A 23,859-nucleotide genomic window follows, 5' to 3' on the forward strand; every position below is an offset into this window, starting at 1 on the left:
CGACCGCCGTCCCGGCCGCCCTGTCGACCCGCGACAAGCTGGCGCAGCTGCTGATGGTCGGGGTGAAAGACGCCGACGACGCCCGCGCGGTGGTCACCCGCTACCACGTCGGCGGCATCTTCGTCGGCGGCTGGACGGACCTGTCCCTCTTCAAGGGCCCGCTGGCCGACATCGTGCGCAGCGCCGGCCCGTTGCCGCTGGCGGTCGGCGTCTTTCACCCCGACCATCAGCAGCTGCGCCAGCTTGTCGCGGGTCGACAGGGCGGCCGGGACGGCGGTCGGGTCGGCGCAGACCGGCGGCGCGGGGGACGCCGCCGGCTTGCCGGTCGAGGCGCTGGGCGTCCGTGCGGCGTGGTGGCCACAGCCGGCAACCAGCGCTGCCGCGACGGCGAGCACGGCCAGGATCCGGGGGAAAGCCATCGGGACATGTTGTCACGGCGGGCGTTTCGTCCCGCCCGCCAGGGGGCATCAGCGGTACGTTGGCCAGAGCATTTGCCTGGCAGGGAGGAGCCGGCGATGGCGGGGTTCTCGTTGGCTGCCGCGGCCAGCATCGCGGCGGGGCTGATGATCGGCGCCGCGGCGACCGTCGGCGTCACGCTCGCCGTCGGGGACCACAAGACGGCGCCGGCACCGACCGCGCCGGCCGTGCGGAACCCCGCTGGGCCGTATCTGGTGGACTACGGCTCTCGCTGCTGGCATGGTCACTGCGTCCCGTGGCCGTGACTCGGCGGCCCGGCCGGCCGCGGCGGTTCTGCTAGGTTGGCCCTAGGTCGGACGCCACCCAGAGGAGCCATGTTGAACCGGATCATCGCGCCCGCCGCCGCGAGCGTGGTGGTGGGTCTGTTGCTGGGCGCGGCCGCGATCTTCGGGATCACGTTGATGGTGCAGCAGGACACGAAGCCGCCACTCCCCGGGGGCGATCCGCAGTCGTCAGTGCTCAACCGGGTCGAGTACGGCAACCGTAGCTAGCCCCGGGTCGCGAGCGCGGATCGCCGCACCGGCCCCCGCCCCACCGGCTGCCTCGCGCCGCTGGTTGCTGCTGGTCGGCGCCGTCGCGCTGGCGCTGACGTTCGCGCAGTCGCCCGGGCAGGTCTCCCCCGACACCAAGCTCGACCTCACCGCCAACCCGCTGCGCTTCCTCGCCCGCGCGACCAACCTGTGGAACAGCGAGCTCCCCTTCGGCCAGTCGCAGAACCAGGCCTATGGCTACCTGTTTCCGCACGGCACCTTCTTCCTCGCCGGCCACCTGCTCGGCGTGCCGGGGTGGGTGACCCAGCGGCTGTGGTGGGCGTTGCTGCTGACCGTCGGGTTCTGGGGGCTGTTGCGGGTGGCCGAGACGCTCGGGATCGGCAGCCCGGCGTCGCGGGTGATCGGCGCGGCGGCGTTCGCGCTGTCGCCGCGGGTGCTCACCACGCTCGGCTCGATCTCGTCGGAGACGTTGCCGATGATGCTGGCGCCGTGGGTGTTGTTGCCGACGATCCTGGCCCTCCGGGGCTCGACCGACCGGACGGTGCGCGCGCTGGCCGCGCAGGCCGGGCTGGCCGTCGCTCTGATGGGCGCGGTCAACGCCATCGCCACGCTGACCGGGTGCCTGCCCGCGGCGATCTGGTGGGCGTGCCACCGGCCGAACCGGCTGTGGTGGCGCTACACCGCGTGGTGGGCGTTGGCCCTGTGCCTGGCCATGCTGTGGTGGATCGTGGCGCTGGTGTGCCTGCGCCATGTCAGCCCGCCGTTCCTGGATTTCATCGAATCCTCCGGCGTGACGACGCAATGGTCGTCGCTCACCGAGATCCTGCGCGGCACCGACAGCTGGACGCCGTACGTCGCCCCCACCGCCACCGCAGGCGCCCCGCTCGTCACCGGGTCGGCAGCCGTCCTGGCCACCTGCCTGGTCGCCGCGGCCGGGCTGGCCGGGCTGGCGAGCCCCGCGATGCCGGCGCGGGGCCGGCTGGTGACGATCCTGCTGGTGGGCGTGGTGTTGATGGCCGCCGGCTACAGCGGCGGGCTGGGGTCGCCGTTCGCCCACGGGGTCCAGGCGTTCCTGGACGCCGCCGGCGCGCCGCTGCGCAACGTGCACAAGCTGGGCTCGGTGGTGCGCATCCCGCTGGCGCTGGGCATCGCGCAGCTGCTGGGCCGGGTGCCGCTGCCGGGCCGGGTGTCCGTCCCGGTGTGGCTGCGCGCCTTCGCCCACCCCGAGCGCGACCGGCGGGTGGCCGTCGCGATCGTCGTCCTGACCGCCCTGGCGGTCAGCACCTCGCTGGCGTGGACCGGGCGGCTGACCCCGCCCGGCACCTTCAGCGCGATACCCCGCTATTGGCAGGACACCGCCGACTGGCTCGACCGGCACAACACCGGGACGCCGGTCCCCGGGCGGGTGCTGGTGGTCCCGGGATCGCCGTTCGCCACCCAGGTCTGGGGCACCAGCCACGACGAGCCGCTGCAGGTGCTCGGCAGCAGCCCGTGGGGGGTGCGTGACTCCATCCCGTTGACCCCGCCGCAGACCATCCGGGCGCTGGATTCCGTCCAACGCCTGTTCGCCGCCGGGCGGCCCTCGGCCGGCCTCGCGGATACCCTGGCCCGGCAAGGCATTTCGTACGTCGTGCTGCGAAACGACCTGGACCCCGACACGTCGCGCTCGGCGCGCCCGATCCTGGTGCACCGCGCCATCGAGGGCTCGCCGCGGTTGCAGAAGGTGGCGCAGTTCGGCGCGCCGGTGGGCCCCGGCACGGTGGCGGGTTTCGTCGCCGACAGCGGGCTGCGCCCCCGCTACCCGGCGGTGGAGATCTATCGGGTCGCCTCGTCAAATGGCGGGCCCGGGGATCCGGGCGCGCCGTACCTCGTCGACACCGACCGGCTGGCCCGGGTCGACGGCGGGCCCGAGGTGCTGCTGCGTCTCGACGAGCGGCGACGGCTGCTGGGCGAACCGCCGCTGGGTCCGGTGCTGATGACGGGCGACGCGCGCGGCGCCGGGCTGGCCGCGCCCGTCGTCACCGTCACCGACACCCCGGTGGCCCGCGAGACCGACTACGGCCGCGTCGACCAGCATTCCTCGGCGATCCGGGCGCCCGGCGACGCGCGGCACACCTTCAACCGCGTCCCCGACTACCCCGTCCCCGGCGTCGACCCGGTGTTCGGCGCCTGGAACGGCGGCCGCATCACCGTGTCGAGTTCGTCGTCGGATTCCACCGCGATGCCCGACGTCGCGCCCGCGGCCTCCCCGCCCGCCGCGATCGACGGCGACTCGGGAACCGCGTGGGTGTCCAACGCGCTGCAGTCCGCCGTCGGGCAGTGGCTGCAGGTGGACTTCGACCACCCGGTGAGCAATGGCGCGATCACGCTCACGCCCAGCGCGACCGCCGTCGGCGCCCAGGTCCGCCGCATCCTGGTCGAGACCGCCAACGGCAGCACGACGCTGCGGTTCGACGAGCCCGGCAAGCCGCTCGCGGTCGCGCTGCCCTACGGCGAGACCCCGTGGGTGCGGGTCACGGCCGCCGGCACCGACGACGGCTCGCCCGGCGTGCAGTTCGGCATCACCGACCTGTCGGTCACCCAGTACGACGCGTCCGGCTTCGCCCACCCCGTCGACCTGCGGCACACGGTGCGCGTGCCCGGCCCGCCGCCGGGCTCGGCGATCGCGGCCTGGGACCTGGGCTCGGAGCTGCTGGGCAGACCCGGCTGCGCCCAGGCGCCCGACGGCGTGCGCTGCGCGGCCTCGATGGCGCTGGCGCCGGAAGAGCAGGTCAATTTCAGCCGGACCCTGACCGTGGCCGCCCCGGTGGCGGTGACACCGACGGTGTGGGTACGACCACGGCAGGGACCCAAGCTGGCCGACCTGATCGCGGAGCCGAAAACGACTCGGGCCCAAGGCGATTCCGATGTGGTGGACGTTCTCGGCTCGGCGTTCGCGGCCACCGATGGCGACCCGGCCACCGCGTGGACCGCGCCGCAGCGGGTGGTGCAACACCGGTCGCCGCCGACGCTGACCGTCACGTTGCCGCGGCCCACCGAGGTCGCCGGCCTCCGCGTGACGCCCAGCCGGTCGGCGCTGCCGGCGCACCCGACGGTGCTGGCCGTCAACCTCGGCGACGGCCCGCAGGTCCGGCAACTGAAAACGGATGGGCCGCAAACCCTTTCGCTGCAACCCCGGGTGACCGACACCGTCAGCATCAGCCTGCTCGACTGGGAAGACGTCATCGACCGCAACGCGCTGGGCTTCGATCAGCTCAAGCCGCCGGGGCTGGCGGATGTGGCGGTGCTCGGCGCCGACGGCAATCCCATCGCGCCCGCCGACGCCACGCGCAACCGGTCTCGCGAGATCACCGTCGGCTGCGACCAGGGGCCGGTTATCGCCGTCGCGGGCCGGTTCGTGCACACCTCGATCCGCACCACCGCGGGCGCACTGCTGGACGGCGAACCGGTGGCGGCGCTGCCCTGCGACCGGGATCCGGTCGCGCTGCCGGCCGGCCAACAGGAGCTGCTGATCAGCCCGGGCGCCCAGTTCGTCGTGGACGGGGCCCGGCTGTCCACCCCGGCCGCCGCCGACATGCCCGACGCCCCGCTCACCGGTGCCCCCACCGGCACCTGGGGCCCGAGCCGCCGCGAGGTGCGCGCCCCGGCATCAACCACGTCCCGGGTGCTGGTGATCCCGGAATCCATCAACCCCGGGTGGGTGGCGCGCACCAGCACCGGCGCCCGCCTGACACCCGTCGCCGTCAACGGCTGGCAGCAGGGCTGGGTGGTCCCGGCGGGCGACCCCGGCACCATCACACTGACCTTCGCCGCCAACTCGCTGTACCGGGCCGGCCTGGCGGTCGGTCTGGCGTTGCTGCCCTTGCTGGCCGCGCTGGCGTTGTGGCGCACCCGCCGGGGCCGCGGCGACGAGGAACCCGCGCGGCCCTGGCCGTCGGGCCGCTGGGCCGCGGTCGCCGTGCTGGCGGCCGGGGCGGTGATCGCCGGCGCGGCCGGGGTCGTCGCGGTCGGCGCCGCGCTGGGCCTGCGGTATGCGCTGCGCGATCGGCCGCGCCGGCTCCAGGCGGTGACCGTCGCGCTCAGCGCCGGCGGGCTGATCCTGGCCGGGGCGGTGCTGTCCCGGCATCCCTGGCACTCCGTCGACGGTTACGCCGGACATTCCGCGGGCGTGCAACTGCTGGCGCTGACTTCGCTTGCCGTGCTCGCCGCTTCGGCGGTGACCGTGCCGGCCCGGGAGCCGCGGCCCCGCAAGGAGTGACTTTCGGCTGTTGGCTAGGCGTTTTCCGGCTGGTTGACTGGCTATACGTGACGGCCATGGGATGGTTTTCGGCGCCCGAATACTGGCTGGGCAGGCTCGTCGTGGAGCGCGGGGTCGCGGCGATCTACCTGATCGCCTTCGTCGCGGCCGCACGTCAGTTCCGGGCTCTCCTGGGCGAACACGGAATGCTGCCCATCCCACGGTTTTTGGCCAGGCAGTCGTTTTGGCGGGCGCCGAGCCTTTTTCATCTGCGCTATTCGGATCGGCTGTTCGCGGGCGTGGCGTGGCTGGGTGCGGCGCTGTCGGCGGCCATCGTGGCCGGCGCGGCCGACCGCGCGCCGCTGTGGGCCGCGATGCTGGCGTGGCTCGCGCTGTGGGTGCTGTACCTGTCGATCGTCAATGTCGGGCAGACGTGGTACGGGTTCGGCTGGGAGTCGTTGCTGCTGGAGGCGGGATTCCTGATGGTCTTCCTCGGCAACGACCGGGTCGCGCCCCCGGTGCTGACGCTGTGGCTGGCGCGGTTGCTGTTGTTCCGGGTCGAGTTCGGCGCGGGACTGATCAAGCTGCGCGGCGACCCGTGCTGGCGCGACCTGACCTGCCTGTACTACCACCACGAGACCCAGCCCATGCCGGGGCCGCTGAGCTGGTTCTTCCATCACCTGCCGAGGCCGCTGCACCGAATCGAGGTGGCGGGCAACCATTTCGCCCAACTGATCGTGCCGTTCGGATTGTTCGCGCCGCAGCCGGTGGCCGACGTGGCCGCCGTGATCGTGGTGATCACCCAGCTGTGGCTGGTGGCGTCGGGCAACTTCGCCTGGCTCAACTGGGTGACGATCCTGCTGGCGTTCAGCGCGATCGACGACTCGGCTTTCGGGATGCTGTTTCCCGTGCCCGCGCATCCCGCCTGGCCGGCGCCACCCCTGTGGTTCGCCGGCCTGGTGATCGTGTTCGCCGTCACGGTGCTGTTCCTGACGTACTGGCCGGTGCGCAACATGCTCTCCTCCCGCCAGCGAATGAACATGTCGTTCAACCCTTTTCACCTGGTGAACACCTATGGAGCGTTCGGTAGCATCGGCCGCGTCCGGCGCGAGGTGGTGATCGAGGGCACCGACGACAACCAGATCACCGCCCACACCGCGTGGCGAGAGTACGAATTCAAGGGCAAGCCCGGGGCTCTGCGCCGGCCGCCCCGGCAATGGGCGCCGTATCACCTGCGCCTCGACTGGCTGATGTGGTTCGCCGCCATCTCGCCGGGGTATGCGGGGCCGTGGCTGGTGCCCCTGCTGCAGCGGCTGCTGCGCAACGACCGCCCGACGCTGCGCCTGTTGCGGCACAATCCCTTTCCGGATTCGCCGCCCACCTACGTGCGCGCGCGGCTGTATGAATACCGGTTCACGACGTGGCGGGAGTTGCGGCGGGAGCGCGCCTGGTGGCATCGCACGCTCATCGGTCCATACGTGCGGCCGCTGGCCCTGCCGGCTGAGACAGCACCGCGCAACCGTTGAACCCACGCGACCGACGCGGCGATGCCGGGCTCAGGTAACGGGATCGAAGTACAAGGTCCCACCGGTGGTGCTGTACGAGAGGTAGATCGGTATCCCGTCGGGGGCCGGGGTGCCAGGGGCGGGGCCGGCGGTGAGGCCCGTTCCCACGTCGGGGTAACCCGAGAAGGGAAAGATGCCGGAATTGAACCCACTGCTGACAATGCCTATGCCGCCGTTGCTGACCACCTGGTACAGCAGAGTGCCACCGCTGGTGGGGTCGCCAACGTAGACCGAGATGACATCTCCGACTGGCACGTGGGTGGTGCCGACCGGAGTGTTGCCGGGCATCGCGGTCGAGGGGACGACCCCGTAGATACCACCGCTGTCGATGTACCCGACCGACGGGTTCACCGTGGCGCCGGTAGTCGCGCCATCCGTGATCGATATGTAGAGGTTGCCGGAAACCGGCGCTCCGGGAACCGTGGCGTACGGAGTCGCCGGGAGGGTCAGCGGGTTGGCTCCGAACTGCAGAGCGTTCCCCGGATTGTTCAGGAGCACACCCTGATTGAGCGTTCCCGGCAGCGCCTGCACGGGGCTGGTGCCCACCACAACACCCGTGTTCACCCCAACACCCATCTTCGGTGTCGCATAGGTGAGGTCGATGGGGGCCGGAACGCCGTTCGTATATTGCGTCCCGGAGGTCATCACGCCGATGGTGGTTGGCGCGGTGACGATTCCGTTGCCGTAATCCACCGGCGCCATGTACGTGTTGTAGGTGAACACGTCATAGTTGTCGGCGAAGCCGTAGTGGGCCGTGGTGAGTCCCGTCGCGGTGGGCGGGCCGAGGATCGACAGATTGACGTCTTGCGGCGGAACCAGGATGCCCAGTGAGCCGGTGTCGACGATCACCGGAACGCTCGGTCCGCCACCCATGGAGATGTCCACGATTTCGCGGGGGACGATGACGGTCGGCGAGTTGTAGGGCAGCTTCTCATAGGACAAGGTGACGCTGGGCGGGCCGCCGGTGCCGCCGGCGTTCCCGCTCGTGCCCAACAGGCCGCCGAGGCCGCCGGCGCCGCCCTCGCCTCCGGGGACTCCCCCGGCGCCACCCGAGACGCCGCCGGTGCCACCCGGTCCGCCGTTGCCGACGAACAACCCGCCGGCGCCGCCGGTTCCGCCGGTGCCCCCGAGTTCGCCGCCCAGCCCTCCGGGTCCGCCCGTGCCGAACAACAGCGCGCTGCCGCCCGTACCGCCGACGGCGAAGGCTCCGCCGATGCCGCCCGGGCCGCCATTCCCGTACAGCAACCCCCCGGCGCCGCCGACCCCGCCGGGCGCGAACCAACCGCCCAGCCCGCCGGCGGCGCCGGCGCCGATCAGCCCGGCCGGCCCGCCCGGGCCGCCGCGCACCCCGGTTGCGAGGCTGTCGCCGCCGCTACCGCCATTGCCGATCAGCCACCCCCCGGGTCCCCCCGGCGTGCCCACTCCCTGGGTGGTGGTCGTGCCGTTGACCCCGTTGCCTACCAGCGGGCGCCCGGTCAGCGCCACGAAGGGTGCGTTGACCGCGTTGAGCAGAAGCTGCCCGACGCCGGCCGCTTCGCTGGCCGCATACGTGGCGGCGCCCGCATTCAGGGTCTGCACGAACTGGCCATGAAACGCCGCCGCCCGCGCGCTCAACGCCTGAAACGCCATGCCCTGCTCGGAAAACAGCGACGCCACCGCGGTAGACACCTCGTCGGCCGCGGCCGCCAACACCCCCGTGATGGGTGCCGCCGCGGCCGCGTGCGCCGCGTTCATCGTCGAGCCGATACCCGCCAGACTTGCTGCCGCGTCTTCGACCAGTTGCGGCGCCGCGACCGTGAACGCCATGGGACACCTCCGGTTGCCCGTGCGACCGAGCTGCCCCCGCGTTCAGCAATGAATTGATGTTAAGCACCTGAAGTGGCGGATGCCATCCTTCGGGCCACAATCGACTTGCTACAGAAACGGTTACAGCGTCTCGTCCAGCTCGCCGAGCCGGTCGGTCAGCCGCAGGTTCTCCGAGTAGTCGACCGGACAGCAGATCAGCGACACCCCGTCGTCGTCGAGGGCGGCCCGCAGCGTCGGCAACAGCTCCTCGGCGCTGTTGATCCGATAGCCCTTGGCGCCGAAGCTTTCCGCGTAGGTCACGATGTCGGGGTTGCCGAATTTCACGTAGTAGTGCTCGCCGAGTTCGAGGTCCATCTTCCATTCGATGAGGCCGTAGCCGCCGTCCTCCCAGATCAGCACCACGAGGGGAATCCGCTCCCGGACGGCGGTCTCGATCTCCTGGGAATTCATCAGGAATGCGCCGTCGCCGACGACGGCCAGCACCTTGGCGTCGGGCCGCGCCAGCTTGACGCCGAGCGCCCCGGGCAGGGCAAATGCCATGGTGGACAAGCCGTTTGAGATCAGGCAGGTGTTGCGCTCGTAGGTCGGGTAGAGCCGGGCCATCCACATCTTGGTGGCGCCGGTGTCGACCAGCACGACGTCGCTGCGGCCCAGCGCCTCGCGGGTGTCGGCGACCACCCGCGCGGGTGCCAGCGGGTAGCGAGAATCCTGTTGTCCCCGAGCGAATTCCTCGGCGAGCAGGCCCGACCCGGGCACGTCGGCGGCGTGGGTGAAGGTGTGCCCGGCGAGTGCGTCGGTGAGCGCATTGAGGGAATCGCTGATGTCCCCGATGATCCCGACGTCGACCGAGTAGTGCGCGTCGACCTCGGCGGGGAAGCGGTGAACGTGGATGATCCTCTTGTCGGCCTGCGGGTTGATCCGGACCGGGTCGAACTCCTGCAGTTCGTAGCCCACGGCGATGACGGCGTCGGCGTTGTCGAAGCCGAAGTTCACGTAGTCGTGCCGCATGAACCCCAGGGTGCCGATGCTGTTGGGATGGTCGTCGGGCATCACGCCCTTGCCGTGGAAGGTGTTGGCCACCTGGATGCCGAACTCCTCGGAGAACCGGACCAGGGCCTTGGTGGCGTCGGCGCGCGCGGCGCCGTGCCCGGCCAGCACCACCGGGCGCTGCGCCTTGCGCAGTATCTCGACGGCGCGCTCCACCTGCCGCGGGGCCGGCGCGTCGGGGCGAACGACGTTGCGCGGCAACGGCTTCAGGTCGTAGTCGGTCTCGTCGGCGTCGATGTGCTCGGGCACCGCGAGATAGACAGCGGCCGGGCGTTCGGTCTCGGCGACCTTGAACGCCTTGCGGACCATCTCCGGGATGGCCCGCGCGGTGGGGACACCCGCGGCCCACCGGGTGATCGGCGCAAACATCGACACCAGGTCGACGTATTGGTGCGACTCCTTGTATTCCCGGTCCTGGCCCACCTGCGCGGAGATGGCGACCATCGGCGTGCTGTTGGTGGTGGCGTCGGCGACGCCGAGCTGCATGTTGATCGCGCCGGGGCCCAGGGTGGCCGACACCACCGCCGCGCGTCCGGTGACGCGCCCGTACATCTCGGCCATGAAGGCCGCGCCCTGCTCGTGCCGCGTGAGCACGTACCGGATGTGTGATGCGGCCAGCGCCTGCACGAAGCGGATGTTCTCCTCGCCGGGCAGCCCGAAGACGACCGAGACGCCCTCGTTCTCGAGGCACTTGACCATCAGTTCGGCCGCTTTGCTCATCCGGCACCTCCCTCCTCGCCACCCTAGCGGCGACGGTGCGGCGTCAGTCGCGGTGCGGCCCGGCCGGCAACAGCGCGAGAACCGGGATCGTGCGGCTCGTCTTGCGTTCGTATTCCGCGAACCCGGGGTACCGCTTGGCTTGTTCGGCGTATTTCTCGTCGCGTTCGGCGCCCTCGAGTTCGACGGCGTGCACGTCGAGGTGCTCGTCACCCACCTCGATGCTGGCGTCGGGGTGGGCGACCAGGTTCCAGTACCAGGCGGGGTTGCGGTCGGCTCCCGCCGCGGAGGCGAAGACCAGGTAGCGGTCCCCGTCGCGCAGGTACATCATCGGGCTCACCCGTTCCTCGCCGCTGCGCGCGCCGATGGTGTGCAGCAACAGGACAGGGGCGCCCTCGAACTGTCCGCCGACCCGGCCGTGGTTGGCGCGAAACTCCTCGATGTTGCGTCGATTGAAGTCGCTGACGTCGCTGTCGGTCATGGTGCCTCTTCGAAGAGGATCGGTCCAGGGTCGGGTGGTCGGACGAGCGTGCCCGCAGCCTTCCTACCCGCGGCCGAGCCATAAGAGTCGCGGAAGTGGCAGGCTGGTAGGGGACGCTTCTATAAACCCAACCACACGAAGGACGTCAGCGTGCCCATCGCCACGATCAACCCGGCCACCGGCGAGACAGTCAAAACCTTCAGCCCGGCAACCGACGACGAAGTCGACGCGGCCATCGCCCGCGCGTACGCCCGGTTCCGGGACTACCGCCACAACACCACCTTCGCCCAGCGCGCAAAGTGGGCAACCGCCACGGCCGACCTCCTGGAAAAAGAGGCCGACGACACCGCCGCCATGATGACCCTCGAGATGGGCAAGACCCTGAAATCGGCCAAGGCCGAAGTGCTGAAGTGCGCCAAGGGCTTTCGCTACTACGCCGAAAACGCCGAGCAGCTGCTCGCCGACGAGGCGGCCGACGCGGGAAAGGTGGGCGCCAAGCAGGCCTACACCCGCTGGCAGCCGCTGGGCGTGGTGCTGGCCGTGATGCCGTGGAACTTCCCGCTGTGGCAGGCCGTCCGGTTCGCCGCACCGGCGCTGATGGCCGGCAACGTCGGCATCCTCAAGCACGCGTCCAACGTGCCGCAGTGCGCGCTGTACCTGGCCGACGTGATCGCCCGCGGCGGCTTCCCCGACGGCTGCTTCCAGACGCTGCTCGTGCCGTCGGGCGCGGTGGAGAAGATCCTGCGCGATCCCCGCGTCGCGGCGGTCACCCTCACCGGCAGCGAACCGGCCGGGCAGTCGGTCGGCGCGATCGCCGGTGACGAGATCAAGCCCTCGGTGCTCGAGCTCGGCGGCAGCGACCCGTTCATCGTGATGCCGTCGGCCGACCTGGACGAGGCGGTCAAGACGGCCGTCACCGCCCGCGTGCAGAACAACGGCCAGTCCTGCATCGCCGCCAAGCGGTTCATCGCACACGCCGACATCTACGACGAATTCGTCGAGAAGTTCGTCGAGCGGACGCAGGCCTTGAAGGTCGGCGACCCGACCGACCCCGACACCGACGTCGGACCGCTGGCCACCGAGTCGGGCCGCGACGACGTGGCCAAGCAGGTCGACGACGCGGCCGCGGCCGGCGCGGTGATCCGCTGCGGCGGCAAGCCTTTGGACCGGCCGGGCTGGTTTTATGCGCCGACGGTCGTCACCGACATCACCAAGGACATGGCGCTGTACACCGAGGAGGTGTTCGGGCCGGTGGCCTCGATCTATCGGGCCGCCGACATCGACGAGGCGATCGAGATCGCCAACGCCACCACCTTCGGCCTGGGCTCCAACGCCTGGACCCGCGACGAGGCCGAGCAGCAGCGCTTCATCGACGACATCGAGGCCGGCCAGGTGTTCATCAACGGGATGACGGTGTCCTACCCCGAGCTGCCGTTCGGCGGCGTCAAGCGGTCCGGCTACGGCCGCGAACTCGCGGGCCTCGGGATCCGCGAGTTCTGCAACGCCAAGACCGTGTGGGTGGGTTCGTCCGAGACCGGCGACGCCGCCGGCGGCAGCAAGGTGGAGTAGCCGGGCCGCCGAACATGGGGTCCAGGGACTTATCGCGACGACGTTTCGTACGTGGCGCCCACGTTCGGCGAGGGTCAACCGAGGGTCTAGGCCGACGCGCCGGCCAGCGCCTTCTCGTCCTCGTCGGCGAAGGTGTCCTCGAGCGCCAGCGGCGAGTAGTCGAGGTCGATCTCGCCGACCGGCCGGCCGCGGGCGCTGGAGATGGTGCCGAACCGCCGCATCCCCTTGTCGGCGCTGTACTGCATCAGCTCGTCCTCGGTGATCCCGAACGGCATCGGGTCGTACAGGGCGAAGCTCTGCTGGACGGCCTCCAGTGCCATGGGGAGAAGCTCGTTCATGCGGGTTTCGAACACGCCCCAGTTGGCGTCGTCGGCGGCGACGTGGCGGCGGCAGGTGAAGGTGCCCCACGCCATGTGGCGCCGCTCGTCGTCGCTGATGCGCCGGATCAGCTCCTGCATGCCCGGCAGGATGTTGCGGTCCACGCAGATCTTGTGCCAGATGTAGTAGCCCGTCAGCGCCAGCATGCCCTCGACGATGTGGTTGTAGGTCACCGCAGCCCGCACCTGCGCGGCCGGCGACGGGTCGGTCGACAGCGCGCCCAGGCAGTCCGGCAGCTCCTGGTAGAAGATCTGCCGGTATGCGACCAGGGGCTCGAGGAAGCCGTGCAGGTCGTCGGTGATGCCGACCGCGTCCAGCCACATCCGGAACACCTGCGTGTGCTTGGCCTCCTCGAACGCGAACTGCGTCAGGTACATCTCGTCGCCGAGCCGGCCCTCGGCCCGCATGGCCGCCACGAACGGCTGGATGTCCTCGGTCACCGCCTCCTCGCCGGCGATGAACTCGGCGCACAGCCGGGTGGCGAAGTGGCGCTCGACGTCGGTGAGCTTTTCCCAGTCCGCGCGGTCCCGGGAGAAGTCGATGTCGGCGGGATCCCAGAATTTCGCGTTGCCGCCGGCGAAGAGCTTGAGCGGCAGGCTGTCCCAGTTGAGCCCGCCCTGGGCGAGCGAGCCCGAGCGTGAACGTGTCATGTGATCTCCTCAAATAGTGCCGGCCTCGGGCTGACGGCGTGCGCCGAGAACGCGGCCGCCAAGACGGCGACGATCCGGCGCACCGCCAGCGCCGGCTGCTCCGGCGTGGGCTCGTCGAGCCCGAGTATCGGGTCCAGGCCGCGCATGTAGGGGGCCAGCGCAAGGTGCGGAAAGATCAGCAGCAACAGCGAGAGCAGCACGTCGGTGTCGGCGTCCGCCTGCAGGTCCCCGCGGGTCTTGGCGGCATGGACCAGCGGCCGCAACACCTCCAGGTAGTGCCGGTGGATCACGTTGCGCACGCTGACGCGCGCCTCGGTGTCCACCTCGAGCGTCGCCGCGGCGTGCAGCGCTCGTTCGTGCGGGTGCTCGGCGTAGTAGGCCACCCAGCCGTCGAGCAGGTCGGTGAGGTGCTCGAAGAACGGGCGGCTCGGGTCGAGCCTGACGATCAGGTCCTCCATGTACGCCCGCACCCGCTGGCTGCCCATGTCCGCGATGAACGCGTACAGGTCCCGCTTGTCGGCGAAGTACTGGAACAGGCTGCCCTTGGCGACGCCGGCCCGGCGGGCGATGACGTTGAGGCTGCCCCCGGAGAAACCGTGCGCCCCGAACTCGGCCTCCGCGGCCTCGATGATCGCCGCGCGTCGAGCGGGGTCGACGCGCGCCCATGTCACCGTCGGCAATGCGGCCTCCTAGCGTCGATGACCACCGGTCATTCTACGGTGAGCCACGTCACAGTCAAGCGGTGTCAGGGCCGCATGGCGTACGCGCCGTTGATCGGGAGCACGTGTTCCTTCCAGATCTGGTCGTAGCGCGCGGGGTCGTGGGCGGGGCGCCGGATCATCCGCATCGCCAGCCGGGCCTGTTCGTCCGTCGTCGCGGGCTTGTCGCTCAGTTCGACGGCGTAGGCGTTGAAGTCCCGCACCAACACGGCGAAGATCGCGTCGATCAGGGCGTCGTCCACCCCGGACAGCGGGGCCTCCTCGAGTATGAGCTGCGCATACGGCACGGTCGCGAACAGCTGGCCGACGGCAAAGGCGAAGTCAATGTCCTTCTGCTGCACGGCATCCGGGGTGGCGCTGGCCAGCATCTCGGTGAGCACATCGACCTGCTCGCGCAACAGCGCGACGTTGGGCAGGCGGGCGAAGCTGTCGAACGGCGCGCGCCAGTCGGAGAACCGCACCTTGCCCAGCCCCCCGGTGGGCCCCTGGGCGAACAGGAACGTGTCGTCGGCGGCGTCGTCGCGGCGCGCGATGACGGGCAGTTCGGCGTCGGGGGCGAACAGGAAGTTGGGCATGAACTTGCCGAGCAGCCCGATGTTGATGTGGACGGTGCCCTCCAGCCGCGGCAGCAGCCCGATCTCGCGGGTGACGGCCTCGAAGAAGGTGTCCTTCTCAACTCCCTTGGCGGCGATCACATCCCACAACGCGGTGATGACCCGCTCGCCCTCGCTGGTGATCTTGGCCTTGGTCAGCGGGCTGTAGAGCAGGTAGCGGCGGTCGGCGGCCGAGGCGCTGCGCATGTAGTCGCAGGCGCGGGTGGCGACCAGTTTCATCGCGATCAGGCGCACGTAGGCGTCGGTGAGCAGCCGCCGCACGTGCGAGAAGTCGGTGACCACGGTCCCGTAGAGGTAGCGGTTGGCCGCGTGGGTGACCGCCTCGTACATGGCGTGGGTGCACATGCCGACCGCGCCCCAGCCCAGGTTGTACTTGCAGACGTTGACGGTGTTGAGGGCGGCGTGGAAGGCGTCGGGACCGCGGTGCAGGATGTCGGCCTCGGTGACGGGGTAGTCGCGCAGCGCGTAGTTGGCGACGAAGTTCTGCGAGTTGACCACGTTCTTGATCAGCTCGTAACGGTCGTGCTGGGAGTCGGCGGCGAAGAAGACGTATTCGTCTTCCCCACCTGAAGTGCCGGCGATCTTGCCGAAGGTGGAGACCATCCGCGCCACGTTGGCGTTGCCGATGTAGTACTTCTCGCCATTGGCGACCCAGCCGTGCTCGCTGGGCGTCAGGATCATGTCGGTCTGGTAGACGTCGGCGCCGTGCGTCTGCTCCGACAGCCCGAAGGCGAACACCTCGCCGGCCTCCAGCTGGGCCGCGGCCTTGCGCTTGGCGTCCTCGTTGCCGCTCATCCAGATCGGGCCCAGGCCCAGCGCGGTGACCTGGAACGGATACCAGTAGCTCAGGCCGTAGAAGCCGACGATCTCGGCGAACTCGCTGAGCCGGTAGGTGTCCCAGCGGCAATCGTCCGCGCCGTATTCCGCCGGCGTCAGCAGGGAGGCGAAGATGCGCTCGCGCCCGATGTGGTCGAGGAAGTCGGAGTACCAGACGCGGTTGTGGTCGTCGGACTTCAACCGCGCCTTGCCGCGGGACTCGAAGAAGTCCACCGTCGCGGCCATGATCTCCCCGGAGCGGCGGTCCGGGTAGCGGCGTTGCAAGTGATTGGGGTTGAGCAACATGCGGTGACCGTACTGCACCGGCGCCGCCGCGGGAACGCACCGGACAAAACACCTCTGTCGGTCGGGCACCGAGTCGACCTAGAGTCGATCACGTGTCAGAACTCAATACCGCCCGCGGCCCCATCGATACCGCCGATCTCGGCGTGACGCTGATGCACGAGCACGTGTTCATCATGACCACCGAGATCGCGCAGAACTATCCCGAAGCGTGGGGCGACGAGGAACAGCGGGTGGCCGACGCCATCGACCGGCTCAACGAGCTGAAGTCGCGCGGGGTGGACACCATCGTCGACCTCACCGTGATCGGGCTGGGCCGCTACATTCCGCGCATCGCGCGGGTCGCCGCCGCCACCGAGCTGAATATCGTTGTGGCGACCGGGCTTTACACCTACAACGACGTGCCGTTCTACTTCCACTACCTCGGCCCGGGCGGGCAACTGGGCGGTCCGGAGATCATGACCGACATGTTCGTCCGCGACATCGAGGAAGGCATCGCCGACACGGGCGTCAAGGCCGGGATCCTCAAGTGCGCCACCGACGAGCCCGGCGTCACCCCCGGCGTGGAGCGGGTGCTGCGCGCGGTCGCGCAAGCGCACAAGCGCACCGGGGTGCCGATCTCCACGCACACCCACGCCGGGCTGCGGCGCGGGCTCGAGCAGCAACGCATCTTCGAATCCGAGGGCGTCGACCTGAGCCGGGTGGTCATCGGCCACTCCGGCGACACCACCGACGTCGGCTACCTCGAGGAGCTCATCGCCGCCGGCTCCTACCTCGGGATGGACCGGTTCGGCATCGATGCGATCGCGCCATTCGAGGACCGGGTGAACATCGTGGCGCAGATGTGCGAGCGCGGGCACGCCGACAAGATGGTGCTCTCGCACGACGCCAACTGCTACTTCGACGCGCTGCCCGAGGAGCTGGTGCCGCAGGTGATGCCGAACTGGCATTACCTGCACATCCACAACGACGTGATCCCCGCCCTCAAGGAGCGCGGGGTCACCGACGAGCAGCTGCACACCATGCTGGTCGACAACCCGCGGCGCATCTTCGAGCGGCAGGGCGCTTATGAGTGAACCGGTTGCACCCATCGGTTCACAGATTTCGGCGCTGGCCGCCCTCGCCCCCGACGAGCCGGCGGTCACCTGCGATCGCGTGACCCTCACCCGCGCCGAACTCGACCGCTCCACGAACCGGCTGGCCCGCGCGTACGCCGACCGCGGCGTCGGCGTCGGCGACTACGTGACCATGGTGCTGCCCAACTCCGTCGAGTGGATCCAGGCGGCGGTGGCGTGCTGGAAGCTGGGCGCGGTGCCCCAGCCGCTGTCGGCGCGGTTGCCGGACGCGGAGTTGCGGGGGCTGCTGGAGTTGCGTCCCCCCGCGTTGCTGGTGGGCCGCGAGTACGCCGGAATACCAAGCGTCCCAGCGGGTTTCACGCCAGACCCGGCGCTGTCCGACGCCGGGTTGCCCGAGGCGGTCTCGCCGGTGTGGAAGGCGATGGGCTCGGGTGGCAGCACCGGTCGGCCCAAGCTCATCGAGTCCGGCGGCGACAGCCGCATCCCGGCCGCCATCGGCTACCCGCTGGGCGCGCAGGAGGGCGACACGACGCTGGTGCCGATCCCGTTGTCGCACAACACCGGTTTCACCACCGCGACGCTGGCGCTGCTGATGCGCCACCACCTGGTGGTGATGAGCCGGTTCGACCCGCACCGGTTCCTGCGGCTGATCACCGACCACCGCGTCACGTTCCTGACGACGGTGCCGACGATCATGCAGCGCTCGCTGCCCGTCTACCACGCGGACCCCGATTCGTACGACCTGTCGTCGCTGCGGCGGTTCTGGCACATGGGCGCGCCGTGCCCGCCGGCCATCAAGGAGGCGTGGATCGAGCTGCTCGGCCCCGAGGTGGTCTGGGAGCTCTACGGCGGCACCGAATTACAGGCGCTGACCTTCATCTCCGGTGATCAGTGGCTGAGCCACCGCGGCTCGGTCGGGGTGGTGGTCGCCGGGGAGATGAAGGTGCTCGATGACGGCGGCAATCCCTGCCCGCCCGGGGTGGTGGGCGAGATCTACATGCGCCCATCGCCCGGCAGCGCGCCGACGTACCGCTACATCGGCGTGGAGGCGAAGAGCCGCGACGGCTGGGACTCGCTGGGCGACCTCGGCTACTTCGACTCCGACGGGTTCCTGTACCTGTCGGACCGCCGGGTCGACATGTTCACCGTCGGCGGCCGCAACGTCTACCCCGCCGAGATCGAGAACGCGCTGTCGGCGCACCCGGAGGTGCTGTCCTGCCTCGTCGTCGGCGTACCCGACCCGAACGCCGGCGACCTGGGCCAGGTGCCCTACGCCCTGGTGCACGCGGCCGAGGGCTCCACGCTGGACGCCGAAGGCGTGAAAAGCTTTCTGCGCGAACGGATCTCGTCATACAAGGTCCCGCACACCGTCGAGTTCGTCGACACCCCGCTGCGGGACGACGCCGGCAAGGCGCGGCGATCGGCGGTGCGCGAGGACGTCATGGCGCGATTGCGTCCGCCTCAGCGTCTGTGACCTGGCTGGTGTCGGTGCCGCGCTTCTCCCAGCGGCGCAGCGCCTCCCGGCAGGGCGACTCGACCAGGCCGTAGCTGACGGCGGCGATCGCCCAGCCGAAGACCAGCGTCAGCGCCAGCACCGAGGGCATCCGGCCGGTGAAGGCGAAGATGCCCAGCACCGGGAACACCATGTCCAGCGCCGCCAGGTGCCAGATGAACAGGCCGTACGACCAGCGCCCCAACGTCACCATCGTCGTGCTCCCCAGCACCCGGTGCGGGGTGTCCGGCCGGTCCAGCACCAGCGGGGCGACGAGCGCGAAGGCCACCAGCGCGCCCATCGCCGTCTTGACCGCGAACTGCGCGGCGCTGCCGACCGCCAGGCCCGCCGGGCCCGCCAGCGGGGAGGCCGCGACCAGGTAGGCGGCCACCGCGATCGCGGCCATCAGCACGCGATGTCGCGCCAGGCGGTGCGGCAGTCCGATTCCGCTGTGCACCCATTCCGCCAGCAGCATGCCCGCGGCGAACCACGAGAAGAACGCCGGCGGCCAGTCCAGCGGGTTGTTCCACGTCCCGCTGTCGAGCGGCACCCAGGCCCAGGCGAGGCTGAGGGCGGCCAGCGCCGCGATCGCCGGCACCCGGGCCGCCGCCGGCAGGCGACGGGCCAGCAACGCCAGCACCGGCAACGCCAGGTAGAAGCTGACCTCGACGGAAAGGCTCCACATCTGTGTCAGGCCACCGGTCAGGGTGAGCGGCACATAGATCTGGGTGAGCGTGAGGTTGGCCAACCACACCGTCGGGCTGGCGTGATCCGAATCGGGCAGCAGGGTCAGGATCACCACGACCGCCGCCACATAGGCCGGCATGATGCGGACGGCCCGCGAGCGCAGGTAATGCCCGGTACGCGGACGCGGCGCCAATCCCCGTGCCGCGGCGGCGTGCCCGCGCCACAGCAGGAACCCCGACAGCGCGAAGAACACCGCCACCGCCAGGTCGAAGCGCCCGAACAGCCGGCCGGCGACGCCGGTGGAGTGGCCCGTCTGGAAGGCGACGTGCGTGACGACGACGCCCATCGCCGCGCACGCGCGCATCCCCTCCACGGCGGGCAGGAAGCTGCGGATCCCACCCACCCGCTGGCCATCGGTCACGATCACAAGTGTGCCTGTCGTGTGGTGGCCGGCGAATCGGGTATTCGGCGCGGGGCTGCAGGGTTGGTAAGCCGGGGCCTTAAATTCTGCTGTTAGGGTCGAACGGGTTTGGGGACCACAAGGAGGGCGCAGCAACGTGAACCGACCAGTCATGTTGCGATACGCCGCATGCGCGATCATCGGGCTCGGGGCCGCCCTGCTGATCGCGGCGCTGCTGCTGTCGACGTACACCAGCAGCAGGATCACCAAGATCCCGCTTGACATCGACGCCACGCTGATCAGCGACGGCAACGGAACCGCGCTGGACGCCGCCTCGCTGTCCAGCGACCACCTCGTCGTCAACCAGAACGTGCCGCTGGTGTCCCAGCAGCAGGTCAGCGTTGAAAACCCGGCCAACGCCGACGTCGTCACGCTGCAGGTCGGCACCTCGGTCCGGCGCACCGACAAGCAGAAAGACAGCGGCCTGCTGCTCGCGATCGTCGACACCGTCACGCTCAACCGCAAGACGGCGATGGCCGTCTCCGACGACACCCACCCCGGCGGCTCCGTGCAGAAGCCGCGCACCGTCAATGACGAGAGCCCGCCCACCGCGATGCCGCTCCGCCACGACGGGTTGTCCTACCGGTTCCCGTTCCACACCGAGAAGAAGACGTACCCCTACTTCGACCCGATCGCGCAGAAGCCGTTCGACGTCAACTACGACAACCAGGAAGACGTCAACGGGCTGACCACCTACAAGTTCACCCAGAACGTCGGCTACAACGCCGACGGCAAGCTGGTGGCCCCGGTGGCGTACCCGACGCTGTACGCCGACCAGACGACGGACTCCAAGTTCACCGCTTCCGCCGCGATGTGGGGCGTGCAGGGCGGCGACCCGAACGAGCAGATCACCATGACCCGTTACTACGCGGCGCAGCGGACCTTTTGGGTGGACCCGGTCTCCGGCACCATCGTCAAGGAGACCGAGCACGCCAACCACTACTTCGCCCGCGATCCGCTCAAGCCGGAGCTGACGCTCGCCGATTACAAGGTCACCTCGAACGAGGACACCATCGAGGCGCAGGTCAACGCCGCGCGCGATGAGCGGGACCGGCTGGCGCTGTGGTCGCGGGTGCTGCCGATCACGTTCACCGCGGTCGGCCTGATCGCGCTGATCGGTGGCGGGGTGCTCGCCGCCTTCAGCCTGCGCACCGAGAGCGCACTGACCGACCCCGGGCTGGACCGCTCCGATCAGGAGTTCTTCGGACGCACCGGCCCCGAGAAACCGGTGCCCGGCGCCGAGGCGGAGACCGAGAAGCTGCCCACGCAACGCCCGGCCGCGGATCCGGAGTCGCCAGGTGCTGACCCGCCGACCCTGGAGGCCGACGAGCCGCCCGAGCCGGGGCCGCCCGAGCCGGGGCCGTCCGAAGCCCCCGGGCCGACCGAACGGGCCTAGCTCCCTGGAAGCGCTCACCGCGCGCTGGGCCCGACCGGGGTACGCGCTGTTGCTGGCGCTCCTGGTGGTCTCCCCGCTCCTGGCGCCCGGGTACCCGCTCCTGCGCGACGCGGTGTCGACGCCGCGGTCGTACCTGTCCGACACCGCCCTGGGGCTGACGGCGGCGCCGCGCGCGACGCCCCAGGACTTCGCGGTGGCGCTGGCTTCGCGCCTGGTCGACGGCGGGGTCGTGGTGAAGGCGCTGCTGGTGGCGGGGTTGTGGCTGGCGGGCTGGGGCGCCGCCCGGCTGGTCGCCGCGGCGCTGCCCTGCGCCGGCGCGCCGGGCGAGTTCGTCGCCACCACGCTGGCCATCTGGAATCCGTATGTGGCCGAACGGCTCCTGCAGGGTCACTGGAGCCTGCTGGTGGGCTACGGCTGCCTGCCCTGGGTCGCGGCGGCGATGCTGCGGCTGCGGGACTCGGGGTCGGGCTGGTTCGCGCCGGCGTTCTGGATCGCGCTCGCCGGGCTCACCCCGACCGGCCTGTTGCTCGCCGCGGCGGTGGCGCTCGTCTGCGTGGCCGCACCGGGCGCGGGCCGTCCCCGGTGGCTGTGCGCCGCGGTGGCTTCGGGCGTCGCGCTGGTGGTCGCGGCGCCCTGGCTGACCGCGGCGGCGACGGGTTCGCCATCCGCCCCCGACGCCGCGCCCGGGGTGACCGCGTTCGCGCCGCGGGCCGAGCCCGGCCTGGGCACCCTCGGCAGCCTGGCCAGCCTCGGCGGCATCTGGAACGGCGAGGCCGTACCTTCCTCGCGGGCAACGCTTTTCGCGGTGTCGTCGGCCGTGGTGCTGCTGGCGGTGGTGGCGGCCGGGTTGCCGGTGGCGGCGCGCCGCCGCGCGGCGGTGCCGCTGCTGGCGCTGGCGGCGATGTCGGTGGTGTTGCCGGCCGTCTTGGCGACCGGCCCGGGCCGGCACGCGCTGGCGGCGCTGGTGGACGCGTCGCCGGGCTTCGGTGTGCTGCGCGACGGGCAGAAGTGGGTGGCGCTCGCGGTGCCGGGGTACGCCCTGGCGGGCGCCGGCGCCGTGGTGACGCTGCGACGGTGGTTGCGACCCCCGGTGGCGGCGCTGGTCTGCTGCCTGGCGCTGATCCTGGCGTTGCCCGACCTGGCGTGGGGCGTGTGGGGCAAGGTCTCGCCGGTGCGCTACCCGCCCGGGTGGGCGGCGGTGGCGGCGGCGATCAACTCGGATCCGCGGACGGTCGCGGTGCTGCCCGCCGGCACCATGCGGCGGTTCTCGTGGTCGGGCCCGGCGCCGGTGCTGGACCCGCTGCCCCGCTGGCTGCGCGCCGACGTGCTGAGCACCGGGGACCTGGCCATCTCCGGGGTCGTCGTGCCCGGGGAGGGCAATCGCGCCCGCGCCGTGCAGGACCTGCTCCTGACGGGGCCCGATCCCGCCGCGCTGGCCCCGGCCGGCATCGGATGGCTCGTCGTCGAATCGGACAGCGCCGGCGACCTGGGCGCGGCCCCGCGCACCCTCGGTGCGCTGACGCCGGTCTACCGCGACAACGAGTTCGCGCTGTATCGGATCGGCGGCGACACCGCCGGCGTCCCGCCCGCCCGGCGCACCGCGGCACTGATCGCGCACCTGGCCTGGCTGGCCGTGCTGATCGGCTCGGCCGCCGGCGCGGGGCTCTCCCGGGTCAGACGACGCCGCTGACGAACTCGCCGGCCCGAACGGCTTCGAGCACGCCACGCATCGCCTCGGCGCTCTGCGTCCAGGAGAACTCGCCGCTGCGCGCCTGCGCCTTGGCGCCGAGTTGGTCGCGCAGCACCGGGTCGGACAGCAGCTGCTCGAGGCGGTCCGTCAGTTCGGCGCGGCTGTCCACCAGCATCCCGGTCACCCCGTCGACGATCGAGTCGGCCAGGCCGCCCGACGAGCGGTAGCCGATCGTGGGCACCGCGTGCTGGGCCGCCTCGACGACCGCCAGCCCCCAACCCTCCTTGCGCGACGGCAGCACGTGCACCCAGGAGCTTTGCAGCACATGGTGTTTGGTGAGGTCGTCGACGTGGCCGTGGAAGGTCACCGCCCCCGTCATGCCGAGCCGTTGCGCGTGGTCGACGAGCCGCTGCCGCCACCAGCCGTCGCCGACGATGTCGAGATGCAGACCCGGCAGGCGCGGCCGCAGCGCCGCGACGGCCTCGAGCGCGTCCTCGATCTGCTTGTGCGGCACCAGCCGAGACAGCACGGCCACCCGCGGCGCCGCCGAGCGCGGCCCGGGCAGCGATTGCGGGGGCGCCTCGTCGAGGCCGTTGCGCACCACGGCGATCCGCTCGTGGGCCACACCCAGCGCCACCAGATCGCGGGCCGACGGCAGCGACACCGTCACGTACTGGTTGCGCCGGTTCAGCCGCGGCGACAGCCACGACTCGACGAACCAGCCGATCCGGCCGAGCAGGGGCCCCGCCACCGGCCACTGCTCGCGATGGCAGTGATGCACCAGCACCGCGACCCGGCGGCCGTACACCAGCCGGGCGAGGAACGGCAGTCCGTTCTGGGTGTCGACGACGACGTCGGGACGCGCGCGGCGCAGCGGCCCCAGACCGAGCCGCGCCAGGCCCATGGCCAGCAGCGCCCACACGTATACCGAGTACCGGCCCCCGGCGCGGTCGATCCGCACCCCGTCGACCACTTCGCGCCGGGCCGCGCCCGGATAGCGGGCGGTGCGGAGCGTGACGGCGACCCCCGACGCGGCCAGCTGCGCCCCGACCCGCTGCAGATACGCTTCGCTGCCGCCGCCCTGCGGGTGCCCGGTGTCGCGCCAGCACAGCAGCAGGACGGAGCGGAGAGCAGACATTACCGGCCAGCGTAGCCCGGTGACGATGCGCGCCGCGGTCACGCCCGGCG

At 70.9% G+C, this 23,859-nt stretch carries 15 protein-coding genes and 2 pseudogenes; 9 read left to right on the forward strand and 8 right to left on the reverse strand.

The window, feature by feature from the left end:
• The 4 genes and pseudogenes from A5696_RS29285 to A5696_RS25305 form a co-directional block, all read left to right on the forward strand.
• Positions 1-629: pseudogene (locus A5696_RS29285) on the forward strand (hypothetical protein); the annotation flags it as partial.
• 165 nt (positions 630-794) lie between these two features.
• Positions 795-968, forward strand: coding sequence for a DUF2613 domain-containing protein (locus A5696_RS25295; protein WP_065443914.1), 174 nt, complete (start codon positions 795-797; stop codon positions 966-968).
• Between the two features lie 19 nt (positions 969-987).
• Positions 988-5,226, forward strand: coding sequence for an alpha-(1->3)-arabinofuranosyltransferase (locus tag A5696_RS25300; protein ID WP_156738587.1), 4,239 nt, complete (start codon positions 988-990; stop codon positions 5,224-5,226).
• A 56-nt stretch (positions 5,227-5,282) separates the two neighbouring features.
• Positions 5,283-6,731, forward strand: a complete 1,449-nt coding sequence (locus tag A5696_RS25305) for a lipase maturation factor family protein (protein ID WP_067883733.1) — start codon at positions 5,283-5,285, stop codon at positions 6,729-6,731.
• Positions 6,732-6,761: 30 nt separating this feature from the next.
• Here A5696_RS25305 and A5696_RS28990 read toward each other — a convergent pair whose 3' ends face one another.
• The 3 genes from A5696_RS28990 to A5696_RS25320 all read right to left on the reverse strand — a co-directional run bounded on the left by A5696_RS28990 (position 6,762) and on the right by A5696_RS25320 (position 10,821).
• The gene (locus A5696_RS28990) at positions 6,762-8,576 is read right to left on the reverse strand and encodes a PE domain-containing protein (protein WP_067883734.1); all 1,815 of its coding nucleotides are present in this window, start codon (positions 8,574-8,576) and stop codon (positions 6,762-6,764) included.
• 120 nt (positions 8,577-8,696) lie between these two features.
• The gene (locus A5696_RS25315; RefSeq protein ID WP_067883735.1) at positions 8,697-10,343 is read right to left on the reverse strand and encodes an acetolactate synthase large subunit; all 1,647 of its coding nucleotides are present in this window, start codon (positions 10,341-10,343) and stop codon (positions 8,697-8,699) included.
• Between the two features lie 43 nt (positions 10,344-10,386).
• Complete coding sequence (locus A5696_RS25320; protein WP_067883736.1) at positions 10,387-10,821, reverse strand: nitroreductase family deazaflavin-dependent oxidoreductase; 435 nt, start codon at positions 10,819-10,821, stop codon at positions 10,387-10,389.
• 150 nt (positions 10,822-10,971) lie between these two features.
• On the opposite strand from A5696_RS25320, the gene A5696_RS25325 reads away from it, so the two are divergent.
• Complete coding sequence (locus A5696_RS25325; protein ID WP_067883737.1) at positions 10,972-12,390, forward strand: NADP-dependent succinic semialdehyde dehydrogenase; 1,419 nt, start codon at positions 10,972-10,974, stop codon at positions 12,388-12,390.
• Between the two features lie 86 nt (positions 12,391-12,476).
• Here the strand turns inward: A5696_RS25325 and A5696_RS25330 are convergent, their stop codons facing one another.
• From A5696_RS25330 to A5696_RS25340, 3 genes are all read right to left on the reverse strand, one after another.
• Positions 12,477-13,418: a R2-like ligand-binding oxidase gene (locus A5696_RS25330; RefSeq protein ID WP_067883739.1), complete on the reverse strand. Its 942-nt coding sequence runs from the start codon at positions 13,416-13,418 to the stop codon at positions 12,477-12,479.
• Positions 13,415-14,098 carry a TetR/AcrR family transcriptional regulator gene (locus A5696_RS25335; RefSeq protein WP_067883741.1) on the reverse strand — a complete coding sequence of 228 codons (684 nt, stop codon included), beginning with the start codon at positions 14,096-14,098 and terminating at the stop codon, positions 13,415-13,417. The genes A5696_RS25330 and A5696_RS25335 overlap by 4 nt, the downstream gene beginning before the upstream one ends.
• 65 nt (positions 14,099-14,163) lie before the next feature.
• On the reverse strand, positions 14,164-15,873 hold the full coding sequence (locus tag A5696_RS25340; RefSeq protein ID WP_067884207.1) for an acyl-CoA dehydrogenase: 1,710 nt from the start codon (positions 15,871-15,873) through the stop codon (positions 14,164-14,166).
• Positions 15,874-15,965: 92 nt separating this feature from the next.
• Between A5696_RS25340 and A5696_RS25345 the strand changes: the two genes are divergently transcribed.
• Positions 15,966-16,946, forward strand: a complete 981-nt coding sequence (locus A5696_RS25345; RefSeq protein WP_067883744.1) for a phosphotriesterase — start codon at positions 15,966-15,968, stop codon at positions 16,944-16,946.
• Positions 16,939-18,420, forward strand: a complete 1,482-nt coding sequence (locus tag A5696_RS25350) for an AMP-binding protein (RefSeq protein ID WP_067883747.1) — start codon at positions 16,939-16,941, stop codon at positions 18,418-18,420. The genes A5696_RS25345 and A5696_RS25350 overlap by 8 nt, the downstream gene beginning before the upstream one ends.
• On the opposite strand, the pseudogene A5696_RS25355 reads toward A5696_RS25350, so the two are convergent.
• Positions 18,386-19,583 (reverse strand): annotated as a pseudogene (locus tag A5696_RS25355) (acyltransferase family protein). The gene A5696_RS25350 and the pseudogene A5696_RS25355 sit on opposite strands and share 35 nt — an antisense overlap.
• A gap of 99 nt (positions 19,584-19,682) precedes the next feature.
• On the opposite strand from A5696_RS25355, the gene A5696_RS25360 reads away from it, so the two are divergent.
• Together A5696_RS25360 and A5696_RS25365 are read left to right on the forward strand one after the other, a co-directional pair.
• Complete coding sequence (locus A5696_RS25360; protein ID WP_067883751.1) at positions 19,683-20,981, forward strand: DUF3068 domain-containing protein; 1,299 nt, start codon at positions 19,683-19,685, stop codon at positions 20,979-20,981.
• 4 nt (positions 20,982-20,985) lie between these two features.
• Complete coding sequence (locus A5696_RS25365; protein ID WP_067884210.1) at positions 20,986-22,671, forward strand: hypothetical protein; 1,686 nt, start codon at positions 20,986-20,988, stop codon at positions 22,669-22,671.
• Here the strand turns inward: A5696_RS25365 and A5696_RS25370 are convergent.
• On the reverse strand, positions 22,655-23,809 hold the full coding sequence (locus tag A5696_RS25370) for a glycosyltransferase family 4 protein (protein ID WP_067883753.1): 1,155 nt from the start codon (positions 23,807-23,809) through the stop codon (positions 22,655-22,657). The genes A5696_RS25365 and A5696_RS25370 overlap by 17 nt on opposite strands.
• Between the last annotated feature and the right edge of the window lie 50 nt (positions 23,810-23,859).

Origin of the sequence: Mycobacterium sp. E2699, assembly GCF_001666745.1 — a bacterium.
Classification (GTDB): Bacteria; Actinomycetota; Actinomycetes; order Mycobacteriales; family Mycobacteriaceae; genus Mycobacterium.

What these genes read in the sequence shown, in the direction of transcription:
- A5696_RS28990 (WP_067883734.1), bottom strand. Translation starts at nt 8,576, where the DNA reads ATGGCGTTCACGGTCGCGGCGCCGCAACTGGTCGAAGACGCGGCAGCA.
- A5696_RS25340 (WP_067884207.1), bottom strand. Translation starts at nt 15,873, where the DNA reads ATGTTGCTCAACCCCAATCACTTGCAACGCCGCTACCCGGACCGCCGC.
- A5696_RS25320 (WP_067883736.1), bottom strand. Translation starts at nt 10,821, where the DNA reads ATGACCGACAGCGACGTCAGCGACTTCAATCGACGCAACATCGAGGAG.
- A5696_RS25305 (WP_067883733.1), top strand. Translation starts at nt 5,283, where the DNA reads ATGGGATGGTTTTCGGCGCCCGAATACTGGCTGGGCAGGCTCGTCGTG.
- A5696_RS25350 (WP_067883747.1), top strand. Translation starts at nt 16,939, where the DNA reads ATGAGTGAACCGGTTGCACCCATCGGTTCACAGATTTCGGCGCTGGCC.
- A5696_RS25330 (WP_067883739.1), bottom strand. Translation starts at nt 13,418, where the DNA reads ATGACACGTTCACGCTCGGGCTCGCTCGCCCAGGGCGGGCTCAACTGG.
- A5696_RS25370 (WP_067883753.1), bottom strand. Translation starts at nt 23,809, where the DNA reads ATGTCTGCTCTCCGCTCCGTCCTGCTGCTGTGCTGGCGCGACACCGGG.
- A5696_RS25315 (WP_067883735.1), bottom strand. Translation starts at nt 10,343, where the DNA reads ATGAGCAAAGCGGCCGAACTGATGGTCAAGTGCCTCGAGAACGAGGGC.